We start from the raw sequence: 14474 nt of genomic DNA, 5'->3' as shown, positions 1-14474 counted from the left end.
TATGCTGCTGACAGCATGACGCTGGTTCATTTCCGAGGGATGCTCAATGTTTTACGTGCAACGCGATGCGCAAGGTCTGTTGATTCGCGTGGAAGCCGCGGCCTACGCCGAGGCCACGGAAACGCTGCCGGCCGACAGCCATGAAATCCAGGCCTGGTTCGCCAACGAAGTGGTGGAAACCAGCCTGAAACAGCTCAAGCAGAGTGACTTCGAAATGATTCGGGTCCTCGACGACCTGATTCAGGTGCTGACCCAGAAAGGCGTGATCCGCGTCACCGATCTGCCGCCGGCGGCTCAGGCCAAGCTGATGGACCGGACTCAGGCGCGTGAGGCGTTGGGCGGGTTGAGTCAGTTGATCGATGAGGATGAGGGCGGGTTGATCTGATCCCGTCAGAATCAAAAGCCGACCCTCACCCCAGCCCTCTCCCGGAGGGAGAGGGAGCCGACCGAGGTGTCTGGCGTCATACACCGACCTGAGGAATCGAGTCGATTATGGATTCAGCAGGAGCTGACCGAGGTGTCTGGCGCTGTACATCGACCTGAGCAATCGAGTCGATTATGGATTCAGCGCAAATCGCTCACGTCGGCGTATTGCGTCAATATCCCACGGACAGTCCCCTCTCCCTCTGGGAGAGGGTTAGGGTGAGGGTTGCTCTTACCGCCAAGGCCGCGGCTCACCCAACAACTGCCCCTGAACCCCATACAAACCCATCTCGCGAATCACCGACAACTCCCCTTCCGTCTCGACCCGCTCGGCAATCAGCGGCAGATCAATGCTGTGCGCCGCCCGCTGGATCGCCTCGATGAACAGACGCTTGTCACTCTCCTGATCAATCGCACGAATGTAGCTGCCATCGATCTTCAGGTACGCCAGCCCCAACCGCGCCAGGTTGCCAATCATGCTGAAGCGCCCACCAAAGCGCTGCAGGCTGAGCGAAAAGCCGAGTTCACGCAGACGCCGGGTCAACTGCTCCAGCACCGCCTGCTCCGGCAATTGTTCCTCACCGATTTCCAGGGTCAGGCGCGCGCCCAGATTGGAATGCGCGCGCAGAATCTCGAAGACTTTGTTCAGCGCCTGCGGATCAGCCAGGGTCGCCGAGGACAGGTTCAGCGCCAGCGAATCCTCATGCACTTTCATCTGTTCCAGCACGCGTTCGAGCATCAGCCGATCCAGTCGCGCGGTCCAGCCGAAGCGCTCCAGCCATGGCAAGAAGCGCCCGGCCGGAATGGTCTGGCCCTGATCATCGAGCAGGCGTGAGAGCACTTTGTAATGCAGCACCAGTTGCGTGTCTGCAGCGGCGACCACCGGTTGGAAATACAGCTCGAAACGCTGCTGACTCAAGGCCTGATCGAGCAAGCGGTGCCAGGCGTGGTGATCGTCGCCAACGTCCGCCGTCAGGCTCTGATCGATGCAGGCCCAGTTCTGCTCACCCTGCCCTTCAGCCTGCGCCAGCGCCTGATCACCGAGGCTGAGCACCGACTGCGGCGAATCGCCGTGAGCGAACGGCGCCAGGCCGATCGACGCTACCGCCGCCACATCGGTAGCGCCCGTGGCGTGCAGGCTGCTCAGGGCACTGTCGAGATTCTGCGCCAGTTGCAGCGCTTCCTCGCGCACCAGCCCCGGCGCCAGCACGGCGAATTCACCGCCACGAATACGCGTGACGAGGTTCTGGGTTTCCGGGTATTTGGCGCATTCACGCGACAGTTGCTCGCCTACTGCTTTCAACAATTCATCTGTACGCTGACCGCCCAAGCGCTGGTTGAGCCCCGCCAGATCCTTAACCCGCAACAGCAGCAGATAACCAGAACTGGCCTGCTCCGGGTTGCTCACCCGGTTGTTCAACTGCATCTCGAAATAACGCCGGTTGGCCAGCCCGGTGAGATTGTCCTGATAGGACTCGGCGCGCAGTTTTTCACTGCGCTCGGCCTGCTCCTGGAATAGCGCCTTGAGCTTTTCGACCATCTGGTTCATCGCCTGCACCACGCGGCGCAACTCAGGCGTGCGCGGCAGATCCGGCAGGCTGAGGAATTCGCGGCGGGCAATGGCGTGGGATTGCTTGACCATGTAATCCAGCGGCTTCAACTGCCGGCGCAGCAGTAGTGCCCCGAGCACCGCACTCACTGCGCCGCAGATCAGCAGCCAGCCGAGGCTGCCCAACGCGCTCTGCCACAGCTTGGCCACGGCAAACATCGGATGGCTGACCACTTCGACCCGCGCTGCCTGTTCCCAACCACGGCTGACCAGTGCATCGCCACCAGCCGGTTCCAGACCGATCAGTTTGACGAACCAGTCCGGCACATTGCTGACGGCCGGAATGCCGCTGCGCTCGACGATGGTCTGGTCAGTTTTCAGATCCACCACGCGGATGCTCGCGTAATAACCACTGTCGAAAATCGAGCTGACCAGCAGCTCGACCATCGCCGGATCGTCGATATTCGGCGTCAGCGACAAGGCCAGCGCTGTCGCGGCGTCCTGGGCGTGGGAACGCAACTGGTTGACGTACTGGGTACGCGAGCTTTCCAGACTGACCATGAAGCTGCCGGTGAAGGCGACCACCAGGAACAGACAGATAGCGATCAACAGCTGTTTGAACAAAGACATCTGAGCGCGTGCTCCTAGTTAGTCGTCTCGACCGGGAAACCTTCGGCCTGCATTTTCTTCAACACATCCTGCCAGCGTGACAGACGTTTGGTATCACCGACCTTTTTATTGCCCTTGGCGCCCGGCAAGTACAACCCTTCCGCATTGAAAGAGTAGACCGGCAGCAAATCGGTTCGCTGCGATGCCGGCTGAATCGGATCGATCAGGCTGTCGAGCACCAGCGGCATGGCATCGGGGGTGGCATAGTAAGTCAGGACCATGTGTGCACGGTTCTGGCGCAACGCTTTGACATAGGTGATGCGCAGCTTGTCACTGGAAACCCCGAGGTGGCGCAGGCTGAAATACTTGGCGATCGCGTAGTCTTCGCAGTCGCCGGCGCCTTTCCATAAGGCTTCGATCGGCGTTTCCCAATAGTCGACCTCGTGCCACAGATCGATGTCCTCGACGTAGCGCACCTGTTTGTTGAAGAACAGGTTCACCACTTTGAGCTTTTCCATCTCGCTGACCTGCTTCTGCGTGGCCAACAGATTTTGCCAGGCATCGATGCGCTGCTGCCCGGCACCCAGCGGCCCGTAGAGCGCCGTGGCTTTGCGGCTGATCGTGGAAAAATCCCAATCGGCATGCAGACCGCCCAGCATCATGCCGGCCAGCAACAGTGCGCAGCCTAGCCAGCGCAACGTCCGGGGGATCGCGAAACATACCGCCACAGCAGGTTTCCAGAGGGCAGGGAGGAAAGCGTTTGATGGTGAAGCTTAGCCCGGCAAAAAACAATGGCACCATGAGATCATCGCCGGCGCGCTAAACTTCAGCTGCCAGCACATTGTTTTACAAGGTTTGACAACCTGTAGAGCAATCACTAGTGTCATTTGGATCCAAATCAGGCCGACATACAGGGTGCGTAGTCGTGACACAGAAGCCCAAACCGCTGCACAGCATTAAAGTCGACGGACCGATTCCTGCGCATCTGGCCCGGTCGGTGATCGAAGAAACACTGCGCTCGGCGATTCTCGATGGGCGTCTGCCCTGCGGCACTGCCTTGCGCCAGCAGGATCTGGCCGATTTGTTCGGCGTCAGCCGCATGCCCGTGCGCGAAGCCCTGCGCCAGCTCGAAGCCCAGGAACTGCTCAGCGTTACTGCGCACAAAGGCGCAGTGGTTGCGCCCCTGATTCAAGGCGATGCCACGGAAACCTACGAACTGCGCATCTTGCTCGAATCCGAAGCCATGCGGCAGTCGATCCCGCTGCTGACTTCTGCCGATCACGCCCTTGCGGCGAGTTACATCGAGGAACTGGAGGCGCAGCACGATTACACGGAAATCGGCCGGCTCAACCGTTTGTTCCACATGGCCCTGTACAGCAAGGCGCCCAATAAACGCTTGCTGCGCCTGGTCGAAGACGGCCTCAACGAAGAAGAGCGCTTTCTGCGTTTCAACCTTGAGGCCATGGGTCTGGGCAAATTGTCCCAGGACGATCACCGGGCGATGCTGCAAGCCGTGCAGGAACGTGACATTGAACTGTCGATCAAACTCCTTGAACAGCACCTCAATCGCGGTGTTGACGTGATTACCCGCTATCTCGCCACCCCCGCCGCACAAAGCCGCCAAGCCGCACGCTGAGCGCGCACCCTCCGCGAATCACTCTCTTACAAATCCCCACGCGATCTGCCAGCCCTCGGGTGGGCGGATCCGCGTGCCCGCTCTAACCTCCCTGCGCCGTTCAGCCCGAAATTTGCACCTTGGTGGTGACGAATCGGTAATAGCCGTGGCGCTCATTTACCCGCACTCTTGAACGGCCAACCCCATAAAGAACGGGCGACGCGTCGCACTGACGGCGCAGTCCCCGCACCAGGAACCTACGGAAGGAGCCTTGCCACGGGAAAAAGGAAGTCATGGCGCGGGGTCACGGCCAACTTCCGCCCCTTTTAAATCATTCAACTCTTATTACTGGAAAGTTGCTTCGAGTGAGGCATTCACTCTTGTCGATCAATTTTGGCCGTTATTCGCCGAAAGGAGCAACTACGCCCAAATAAAACTTCAACACGAAGTTTTATCGAAACAACTCAACTTCAAAAAACAGCAAACTTTAAATAATTAAAAATATGCTTGTTAAATACTTAGCCGGTGTATTAGCTTTTCTTCGCCAAGTGTGAACTTCGCCCTTCACCTCGGTATCAGCCCAATGCCGTCGGCTCAGCAGTAGCGGCTTATGGGCAGACATGACGCCATGTCAAAGTTATATCGATCCGCACTTACCTATCAGCAAAGAAGCCTGTCGTCCGTCGACAGAAAACAAGTAAGTCGTCATTTAACTGATTGCATAGCTGCCAGAACAGTTCCATTCAACATCAACGATAAAGGACATCATGATGCCCAATAAGAACCAACTCGCCCTGAAGAAAGCCGAACTTAGCATTCACCCGATCTTTTCCGAGATCACTTCGTTATCGGTATTACAACGTTTCATGGAAACACACGTATTTGCCGTGTGGGATTTCATGTCGCTGACCAAACGCCTGCAGCAGGAACTGACGTGTACCCGATTGCCGTGGTTACCGCCGCGCGATCCTCACGCCGCCCGGTTGATCAATGAGATCGTTCTGGGCGAAGAATCGGATGATCGCCTGACGGATGGTCATTACAGCCATTTCGAGTTGTACCTAGATGCGATGCGCGAAATCGGCGCGAGCACCACGGCCGTGGAGCGCTTCGTCACCCTGCAACAGGAAGGCGTGAGCTATGACGTCGCGCTGCAAAGCGTCGAGGTTGATCCGGCCGCCGCACAGTTTGTCCGCGACACCTTGCGCACCGCCCTGCACGCACCGGGACACAGCGTGGCGGCGGCATTTCTACATGGCCGTGAGAGCGTAATCCCGACCATGTTCCAGCGCATTCTTGACGATTGGGGCATCGGTATCGAACAGGCGCCGACCTTTCGCTATTACCTGGAGCGGCATATCGAGGTCGACTCCGAGGATCACGGTCCGGCGGCAGAACACCTGCTCGAACGCCTGGTCGACGGCGATCCGCAACGCGAGGCCGAGGTCTACGCCAGCGCCATCGCTGCCGTGGAAAGCCGCATCGCCTTATGGGACGGCCTACGCCTGAGCATGCGCGAACCGTTGGCGGAGGTAGCCCAATGAACGCCGCCGACTATCAATCCTTCGCCGACGCCTGGGAGAGCCGCGCCACCATCCGCACCCGCCCGCGTCGTGTACTGGAAGACGATGAACGCCTGATCTACCCGCTCAGTCGTCAGCCGCTGGTGCTCAGCGAAACCTTCTTGCGCGAGTGTCCGCAGCAGCGCGATTTCGCCTTGGTGCAGACGTTGTACAAATTTATCAACGATGTGGTGATTTTCGAGACCGAGATCGTCGACAAGACTGCGCGCAGCATCGCCAAGAATCGCTTCGCCGTGGCCTTCCCGTTTGCCTGTCGTTACGACGCGATGACCGTGGTGGTCGACGAGGATTACCACGCGCTGGTGGCGATGGATTTCATGCAGCAAACGGTCGCGATGACCGGTATCGAACCGATTCAGTTGCCCGATGAAATCGAGCTGAGCCGGGCGATTCCTGCGGCCGTAGCGCTGGCACCGGAGCACCTGCGCAGCGCGGTGGAGTTGATCTGCGTGGCCATCGCCGAAAACACCGTGACCGGCGATGTCGCCGCGTTCGCACGCGACGATACGGTCAAGCCATCGATCAAAGGCCTGATGGCCGACCACTTGCTCGACGAGGGTCGCCATTCGAGTTTCTGGGCGCGGATGGTGCGTATCTATTGGCACACCGCCAGCGCGGCAGATCGCGAGGTCATCGCGCAGATTCTGCCGGTGTTCATCGGCCATTACCTGACCAACGACATCCAGAAATCCTTCGACCTGCGCCTGATCGACGCACTGCCGGTCAGCGAGGCCACGCGCCGTTCGCTCAGGGATGAAATGGCCGGGCTGGCGTTCCCGATCAATCGCCACCATCCGCTGGTGGGCAACATCGTCAAGTTCTTCCACAACAGTTCGCTGCTCGACACGCCCTGCGTGCAGCACACCCTGCGTGACTACCTGGTTTGACAAGGAGGCCGACATGAAACGTCTCGACATTTTGCTGATTGGCGCCAGCCAGGCCATGACCGACCTGGCGCTGGAGCTTGAACAACACGGCCACACATTGCAGCGCAGCGGCGTTGCGGCATCGACGGTGGACTTGATCATCGACGATGGCTTCATCGGCGCTGGCGATCGCTGCGCAATCCCCCACCTGCACCTGCGCTTGGGTATCAATGCGCACAGCAAGGCCGGTTTACCTTCACTCGATCTGCTGTGCTTCCTCGGTTCTTCACTGATCAGCCGCGTGCCGATTGCCGATGAGCCGTCCGGCAATGGTCAGTCACTGCGCCAGCGAGCTCTGACGCAGGTGATCGACGAGGTGACGTTGCTGGTCAGCCGCTTCTCTCGTAATGCTGACTATTTTCAGCAGGCCGCGTCGGTGCCGGCGGCGGATTTCGAGCGGATGGAAGACCTGCTGTTCCTCGACAGCCTGGCGTACATCCATCACCTCAACGACACGGCGAATCCGACGCTGCTGGAACAGGCGCAGACTCCGGCAATCGAGCGCCTGCAACAAAGCCTGATCCACCACGCCGAACGACCGGCGCTGCATCTCGCCGAACAATCGATCAGCTATCGGCAATTACACGCCCACAGTCGCGCGATCCAACAGCGCTTGCAGCCCTTGCTTGAGCAACACCCGCAGCCGTGGGTGGTCGGTATCTGCCTGCCGAAAAGCCCGGCGTTGTTCGCCTCGATTCTGGCAATCCTCGGCAGCGGCGCGGTGTACCTGCCGCTGGAGCCGAGCCATCCGCTGCAGCGTCAGCAATACATTCTGCAAAACGCCGGCGCGTTGTTGCTGCTGCACGATGGCGAGCATCCGCTTGGCGAAACCATGGCGGGGCTGGATGTCAGTCACATCGCCAGCGCAGACGCGGATCTGAGCCAACCGCTGATGTGCCGACGCCCAGAGCTCGATGCGCCGTGCATGGCGCTTTACACCTCGGGCACCACTGGCCATCCAAAAGGTGTGCTGCTCAGTCAGGCCAACCTTGCGCACTTCACCACGTGGTACGCCGATTACGTGCAGTTGCAGGCAGAAAGTCGAGTTTTGCAGTTCTCATCATTGAGCTTCGATTCGTCACTGATCGACATCTTTCCGACCCTGCTCGAAGGTGCCGAACTGGTGGTGCCCGACGACACCCAACGGCGTGATCCGCTGCAACTGATCGCGCTGATCCGTCGCCGACAACTGACCCATGCGTTCCTGCCGCCGGCGCTGTTGAGCATCCTGCCGCTGGAGCAACTGGAAGGCGTGCAAGTGATGACCGGCGGCGATGTCTGCGAGCCGTTCGTCATCGAGCAACTGACCCGTCAGGGCACGCTGCATAACCTTTACGGCCCGACCGAAGCCACGGTGCTGATCACTGCGCGTCAACTGATACCCGGTGACAGCAATCGCAGCCTCGGCGCGCCGATCGCCAACAGCCAAGTGCTGATTCTCGATGACGATTTGCAACCGGTGCCGCAGAACACCGTCGGCGAATTGTTCATCGTCGGCCCCGGCGTCTGCCTCGGTTATCTGAACAATCCACAGCAGACCGCCGAGCGTTATCTGACCTTGAATCTGCCGGACGGGCAGACGTTGCGCGCCTACCGCAGCGGCGACATGGCCAAGTGGGGCGAGCACGGTATCGAGCTATGCGGACGTCGCGATAACCAAGTGAAGATTCGCGGCTTTCGGGTCGAGCCGGAAGAGATCGAGCGCTGCCTGCGCGAGAGCCAGTTGTACCGGCAAGTGGCGGTGGTGATCGACAGTCAGCGGCGCATTCTGGCCTTCCTCGCCCAGCCGCAATCAGACACCGCGCGCGAAGCACTGAAGGCTCACGCCCGACAGTTTTTGCCGGACTACATGCAACCCGTGGCGTGGACCGAGCTGCCGAGCATGCCGTTCGCCAGCAACGGCAAGGTCGACCGCAAAGCGCTGCTGGAACTGCCGGTGAACGTGCAGGACAGCGGGCCGAAATGCCTGCCGGCGAATGCCGATGAAGCACTGTTGCTGGAGATCTGGGCGGAATTGCTGGAGTTGCCGAACAGCGATATTTCCACCGACGAAAGCTTCTTCAATCTCGGTGGTCACTCGATTTTGCTGTCGCGCATGTTGCTGCGTTTGCGTGAGGAGTTCGGCCGCAGCATCTCGATCAATCGCTTCATCGAACTGCCGACCATCATCAAACTCGCCACACTGGTGCGCGGCACCGATGACAACGCGGTGCTCAGCGCCCAGGCCATGGCTGACGCCGAGCGTGCGCTGGACATCGAACCGCTGCCGATCAGCCGCATGGGCGATGTGCACAAGGTCATCGTCACCGGCGCCAACAGTTTTGTCGGTGTGCACATCGTCGAGGCGCTACTCGGTTGGGGCGCCAGCGAAGTCGCGTGTCTGGTGCGTGATGGCGGCGGGAAAACGGCGGTGCAACGGTTTGCCGAGGCACTGCGGGAAAACCGTCTGGAGCATCTGGATCTGCGTCGTGTGCGGGTTTACGCGGCAGATATTTCGCGCCCGCAACTGGGCATGAACGACGAAGATTATCAGCGCCTTGATCGCGAGTTCGGCGCACTGGTGCACAACGCCGCCAACGTCAATCACGTGCTCGATTACGAGTCGCTGGCGGCGGACAACGTCGAGCCGATTTTCGCCCTGCTGCGCTTGTGCGAAGGGCAAAGCAAAAAGGTCTTCAACTTCGTCTCGACGCTGTCGGCCTCAAGCACGGTCGATGATGCGGGACGGGTGCTGGAACTGCCCGCCGCGCTAACGCCACCGATCTACATTCGCAACGGCTACAACCTGTCGAAATGGGTCGGCGAACGCATCCTCGAACGGGCGCGGGAGCGTGGTGTGCGGGTCAATCTGTATCGCCCCGGCAACATCAGTTTCAACAGCTTGAGCGGCGTTTGTCAGCCGCACAAAAACCGCTTGATGCTGATGCTCAAAGGCTCGATACAGCTCGGCCAGGTGCCGGCCTTCGCGCTTAATTTTGACCTGATGCCGGTGGACTTTCTCGCCCGTTTCATCGCCTTCCACGCCAGCCGTTATTCGCCCGACCGCGCGGTGTTCAACCTGCACAACCCCGAGCCTTTGAGCTGGGACGCCTACGTTGCTTCGTTCCGCGAAACCGGCAGCGAGTTCGCATTGGTCAGCGTCGCCGACTGGCAGCAGCAACTGGGCCGGGTAGACGCCGACAACGCGCTGTTCGGCGTGCTCGGTTTCTACCTCAACGGCTTTGAAGAAGACATCGGCGACATTTCCCTGATCGGCCACACCAACGCCGAGGCCGGCGTGCAGCAGATGGGCGCGCAATACCCACAGAAGTCCCCAGCGCTGCTGCGTCGCGGCTGCGATTACCTGAAAGAAATCAACTTCATCTGAAGCCACAAAAAAGGAGCAACACCATGAGCACTCTGCAACCCGACACTCTGATCAAAAATCCGCACGGCTGCCACGTTGTCTCTTCGGTAGAAGTGTCGGCGGACGCGGCGCAAGTCTGGGCGGTGGTCGGCCACTTCGGCGGTTTCGACCGTTTCATTCCGGCGCTGTCGCACATAGAAACTATCGGCGAGGGCGTGTCCTCGCTGCGCAAGAAATGCTTCAAGGATGGCAACGTGGTGGTTGAGCAACTGAACTCCCGCGATGAACACGCACGAAGCATGACCTGGACGACGATTTACAACACCTTGGGCGTGGCGAATCTGTGGGCGGCGATGAATGTGCAATCGCTGGGCGCAAGCAAATCCCGGGCGACGTGGACGATCATTGCCGAGCCTGCTTCGGGGGGTGAAGAGGCGCTGCCGGGGTTCAAGGAGTTTGTGCAGGGGTTTGCGGATGATGCGATGGGGAATGTGCTGAGGCTGTTTGTTTAAGGCCTGAGTTCGGCGGTGAGTTCTAGACCGCTATCGCGAGCAGGCGCACTCCTACAGTTGATCGGGTTCCTTCAGATGGAACCCGATTTAATTTGTAGGAGTGAGCCTGCTCGCGAAGAACGATAACGCGGTCTTCAATCTGAAAATCAGATTTTGAAACTGTCGACCAGTTGCTTCAGGCGATTAGCCTGCTGCGACAACGCATCACAATCCTTCAACGTCTCGTTGAGGTTGGCCACGCTCTGCTGGTTCAGAAGGTTGATCTGGTTAACGTCGACGTTGAGGGTTTCCACCACGGCGGTCTGCTCTTCAGTGGCCGCTGCCACCGACTGGTTCATACCGTCGATTTCACCAATGCGCTGAGTCACGCTGACCAGACGCAAACCTGCCTGATTGGCCACTTCCACGCTTTGCTCGCTGGAGGCCTGACTAGCGTTCATGGTGGTCACCGCTTCGCGCGAACCGATCTGCAGCGAAGTGATCATCTTGTGGATCTCTTCCGCCGATTCCTGAGTGCGATGGGCGAGGTTACGCACCTCATCCGCCACCACCGCAAAACCACGTCCGGCTTCACCGGCACGCGCCGCTTCGATCGCAGCGTTGAGTGCCAGCAGGTTGGTTTGCTGCGAAATACCTTTGATCACATCGAGGATGTGGCCGATGTTGTCGGTGCTGGCGTTCAGGGTTTCGATCTGCGTGCACGACAGGCTGATCTTCTGCGACAACTCGGTCATTGCCTGAATCGTCTGCTCGACCACCTGACGACCGTCATCGGCCTGCTCGCTGGCGCCGCTGGCGTGTTGCGAAGCATCGGCAGCGTTGCGGGCGATTTCCTGAGTAGCAGCGCCCAGTTCGTTGATCGCCGCAGCGACGCTGTTGGTGCGTGCACTTTGCTCGTCGGAGCCGATGATCGAGGCGTTGGACGACGCCATCACCCGTTGCGACAAATCGTGCACATGACGGGTTGCCGAGGACACTTCGGAAATCGACGCGTGAATCCGTTCAACGAACTGGTTGAACGCACTGCCCAACTCACCGAATTCGTCCTTGCTCTCAACCACCAGACGACGGGTCAGGTCGCCTTCGCCCTGAGCAATGTCCTGCATCGCGCGGCCCATGGTGGTCAGCGGACGCATCAGAACGTTGATCAACAGGCTCAGCAGCAAGGCAATCGCGGCCACGGCGACAAACATCGCGATCAACGCCGAAGTGCGGAATTGGCTCAGTGCGGCGTAGGCCTTGTCGCGATCGATCGACAGACCGATGTACCACTGCGCATTCGGCAGGTCGCTGACCGGAGTGAACGACAGAATACGTTCCTGACCGTTAAGCACGACGTTCTGGTTGCCCTTTTCGATGCGCACGCTGGTGTTCGGGTAAATGTCTTTCAGGTTTTTCATGACCTGGTCTTTGTCCGGGCTGACGATCACCTGACCGTCGGCGCTGACCAGAAACGCATGGCCCAGGCCACCGAAGTCCACCGAGTTGATGATCTTCACCAGGGTTTCCAGGCTCAGGTCACCACCGACCACACCGAGCAGTTCGCCGTTCTTTTTCACCGGCATGGCAATGGTCACCACCAGCCCGCCGACAGCAGCCATGTACGGCGGCGTCAGCATGGTTTTGTCAGCTACCACGGCTTGCTTGTACCAAGGGCGCTGACGCGGGTCATAGCCGTCAGGCATCTTCGCGTCAGGACGCTGGGTGAACACACCGTTGGCCTGACCGACGTAGGTGAACTGGAAATTCGAGGTGAAGGCCGGTTGATCGACCAGACCCGGGAAATCCGCGTCCTTGCCCTGATGCGCAACATTCTGCGCGAGGTTTTCCAGCACCAGAATCCGCCCGCTCATCCAGTTCTGCACGCTGCTGGCGGTCAGATCACCGGCCTGCTGTACGGAGGACTGGAGGTTCTGGCGAATGGTGTTTCGCTGCAGGTAGTCGTTGTAGAGGGTGAACAGCGCGAACGCCAGGACCACGACGCCCGAGGCGGCCAACAGGATTTTATGGCTGAACTTGAGATTCATTTCATGGGACTTCTTATGCGAAAAGTGGGGATGCGTTCCGGATGCAACATTCCATGTACAGCGCAGGCAGCGTTCTTCTGGCCGCTCTACTTTGGTGCACGCATGTCTCACCAGTCTGTCGGCACGTGTCGGAGAAATCTTAGGGTTGAGCGGGAAATGGATGGTATTTCTGCCGGATTCCCGCCGAACGGCGTGCCAGAGCTTTCGACCAGGTGTTTTCCAGGAGCAATGTTCGAGCGACGGTTGCAAATTCCGTAACCCTTCATGACAATGCGACTAATTATCATTTGTGACGTCCGCGTTCATGTCCTCACCTGAGTTTGCAGTACAGGCGCTTTACAGTAGTCATCACGGCTGGCTTAACGCTTGGCTGCGCGCACGGCTGGGCAATGCGGCGGATGCGGCAGATCTCGCGCAGGACACTTTCCTGCGTCTGCTGCAACGCACCGAACGCCTCGAACTCAAGGCGCCGCGCGCTTTCCTGCGGACCATCGCTCGCGGGCTGGTGATCGACCATTGGCGTCGCGAAGAAATCGAACGGGCCTATCTGGAAACCATTGCTCATTTGCCCGAAGCCGAGACGCCTAGTGCCGAAGCCCGGGCGCTGGTGATCGAACTGCTGGAAAACATCGCGCGCATGCTTGAAGGACTGAAGCCGAAAGTGCGTCAGGCCTTTCTGCTGGCGCAGTGCGAAGGTTTGACCCACAAGCAGATTGCCGAGCAGATGGGCCTGTCGTTGCGCTCAGTTGAGCGTTACGTCGCCGATGCGCTATATCACTGCTACGTGCTGCGGTACGAAAGCTGATGCCTGTAGATCACACCGCACTCGGTCGCCGTGCCGAGCCACAGCAACACGTGGTCAAACAAGCCATCCATTGGCTGTTGCGCTTGCGCAATAACCATGGCAATTCGCGGTTGAATCGCCAGTGTGAGCAATGGCGTGCCGAACACCACGAGCATGAACTGGCCTGGCAACGCGTGCAGTCGCTGCAAGCCGAATTGAGCAACAATCTGCGTGCAGTACCCGGTGCGCAGGTGGCGTTCAATACTTTGGAAAACAGTGCCCAAGGCCTTGGCCGTCGGCAGGCTTTGAAGCTGTTGTCTGGCGCATTGCTGATGGGTTCCGCCGCCTGGCTGGCCAAGGACACTGCCGCGTGGCAGCAATGGAGCGCCGATTACGCTACGGCGACGGGCGAGCGGCGCGCCTTCCAGTTGCCGGACGGTACCCGGATCGAGTTGAACACGGCCAGCGCGGTGGATCTGGATTACACGGCGCAACAGCGCCTGATCAAACTGACTCGCGGCGAGATCATTGTCACGTGTGGTGGCTCCGACGAGGGCGCGCCGACTGATCGGCCGCTGCGGGTACAAAATCGTCACGGGACTTATGAGCCCGTCGATGCCCGATTCATCCTGCGTCAGGACAATGACTGCACGCGGCTCAGCGTCACCCATGGCCAGGTTGCCATCCACTCCGGCGGCACCTCGGTAGAAGCACTCGCCGGGCAGAGTTATCTGATCGACCATCACCAGGTCCGCCCGGCCCCGACGCTGGACATGGACGCTGGCGCCTGGATCGATGGCTTGATCGTCACACGCAATATGCGTCTGGGTGACTTTCTCGCCGAAGTCGCGCGTTATCGGCAGGGCTTTCTGAACTGTGCGCCGCAAGTGGCGGAGCTGCGTCTGTCCGGCGTATTCCGTCTGGAAGACACCGACAAACTGCTGGCGATTCTGCCGCAGACGTTGCCGGTGCAATTGCGCTATCGCACGCGCTGGTGGGTGACTCTGGAACGTGCGGTCTGAAATTTTTTTGGCGGGTTTTTGCAGCAAGTCCGGCTTAGTCAGTAAGCACTTCAACTCAGCCTTCGCGACTGCCTACGG

11 protein-coding genes are annotated in these 14474 nt (G+C 59.4%); 8 read left to right on the top strand and 3 right to left on the bottom strand.

From position 1 onward, the window contains the following. Positions 1-46 precede the first annotated feature (46 nt). The gene (locus tag PspR84_RS00765) at positions 47-385 is read left to right on the top strand and encodes a hypothetical protein (RefSeq protein WP_007918987.1); all 339 of its coding nucleotides are present in this window, start codon (positions 47-49) and stop codon (positions 383-385) included. Positions 386-655: 270 nt separating this feature from the next. Here the strand turns inward: PspR84_RS00765 and lapD are convergent, their stop codons facing one another. Both lapD and lapG read right to left on the bottom strand, forming a co-directional pair. Beyond that, positions 656-2602 carry a cyclic di-GMP receptor LapD gene (gene lapD / locus PspR84_RS00760; RefSeq protein WP_160054606.1) on the bottom strand — a complete coding sequence of 649 codons (1947 nt, stop codon included), beginning with the start codon at positions 2600-2602 and terminating at the stop codon, positions 656-658. A gap of 14 nt (positions 2603-2616) precedes the next feature. Then, entirely contained in the window at positions 2617-3309 is a 693-nt protein-coding gene (gene lapG / locus PspR84_RS00755; protein WP_160054604.1) for a cysteine protease LapG, read from the bottom strand. A 197-nt stretch (positions 3310-3506) separates the two neighbouring features. Here lapG and PspR84_RS00750 point away from each other — a divergent pair, with 197 nt between their 5' ends. From PspR84_RS00750 to PspR84_RS00730, 5 genes are all read left to right on the top strand, one after another. Beyond that, on the top strand, positions 3507-4217 hold the full coding sequence (locus tag PspR84_RS00750; RefSeq protein ID WP_160054602.1) for a GntR family transcriptional regulator: 711 nt from the start codon (positions 3507-3509) through the stop codon (positions 4215-4217). Between the two features lie 746 nt (positions 4218-4963). Beyond that, positions 4964-5740 carry a DUF3050 domain-containing protein gene (locus PspR84_RS00745; RefSeq protein WP_160054600.1) on the top strand — a complete coding sequence of 259 codons (777 nt, stop codon included), beginning with the start codon at positions 4964-4966 and terminating at the stop codon, positions 5738-5740. Further along, the gene (locus tag PspR84_RS00740) at positions 5737-6666 is read left to right on the top strand and encodes a diiron oxygenase (protein ID WP_160054598.1); all 930 of its coding nucleotides are present in this window, start codon (positions 5737-5739) and stop codon (positions 6664-6666) included. Before PspR84_RS00745 ends, PspR84_RS00740 begins: the two co-directional genes overlap by 4 nt. 13 nt (positions 6667-6679) lie before the next feature. Next, entirely contained in the window at positions 6680-10072 is a 3393-nt protein-coding gene (locus PspR84_RS00735; RefSeq protein WP_160054596.1) for a non-ribosomal peptide synthetase, read from the top strand. Between the two features lie 23 nt (positions 10073-10095). After that, complete coding sequence (locus PspR84_RS00730) at positions 10096-10563, top strand: SRPBCC family protein (protein WP_160054594.1); 468 nt, start codon at positions 10096-10098, stop codon at positions 10561-10563. Positions 10564-10709: 146 nt separating this feature from the next. Here PspR84_RS00730 and PspR84_RS00725 read toward each other — a convergent pair whose 3' ends face one another. Next, on the bottom strand, positions 10710-12590 hold the full coding sequence (locus PspR84_RS00725) for a methyl-accepting chemotaxis protein (RefSeq protein WP_034151784.1): 1881 nt from the start codon (positions 12588-12590) through the stop codon (positions 10710-10712). A gap of 304 nt (positions 12591-12894) precedes the next feature. Here PspR84_RS00725 and PspR84_RS00720 point away from each other — a divergent pair, with 304 nt between their 5' ends. After that, positions 12895-13395: a sigma-70 family RNA polymerase sigma factor gene (locus PspR84_RS00720; protein ID WP_160054592.1), complete on the top strand. Its 501-nt coding sequence runs from the start codon at positions 12895-12897 to the stop codon at positions 13393-13395. Beyond that, positions 13395-14396, top strand: coding sequence for a FecR family protein (locus PspR84_RS00715; RefSeq protein WP_160054590.1), 1002 nt, complete (start codon positions 13395-13397; stop codon positions 14394-14396). The genes PspR84_RS00720 and PspR84_RS00715 overlap by 1 nt, the downstream gene beginning before the upstream one ends. Positions 14397-14474 lie beyond the last annotated feature (78 nt).

The organism is Pseudomonas sp. R84 (assembly GCF_009834515.1).
Lineage (GTDB): Bacteria > Pseudomonadota > Gammaproteobacteria > Pseudomonadales > Pseudomonadaceae > Aquipseudomonas.
Note: the sequence above shows the minus strand (reverse complement) of the source record. Positions and strands in the feature narration are given on the sequence as shown.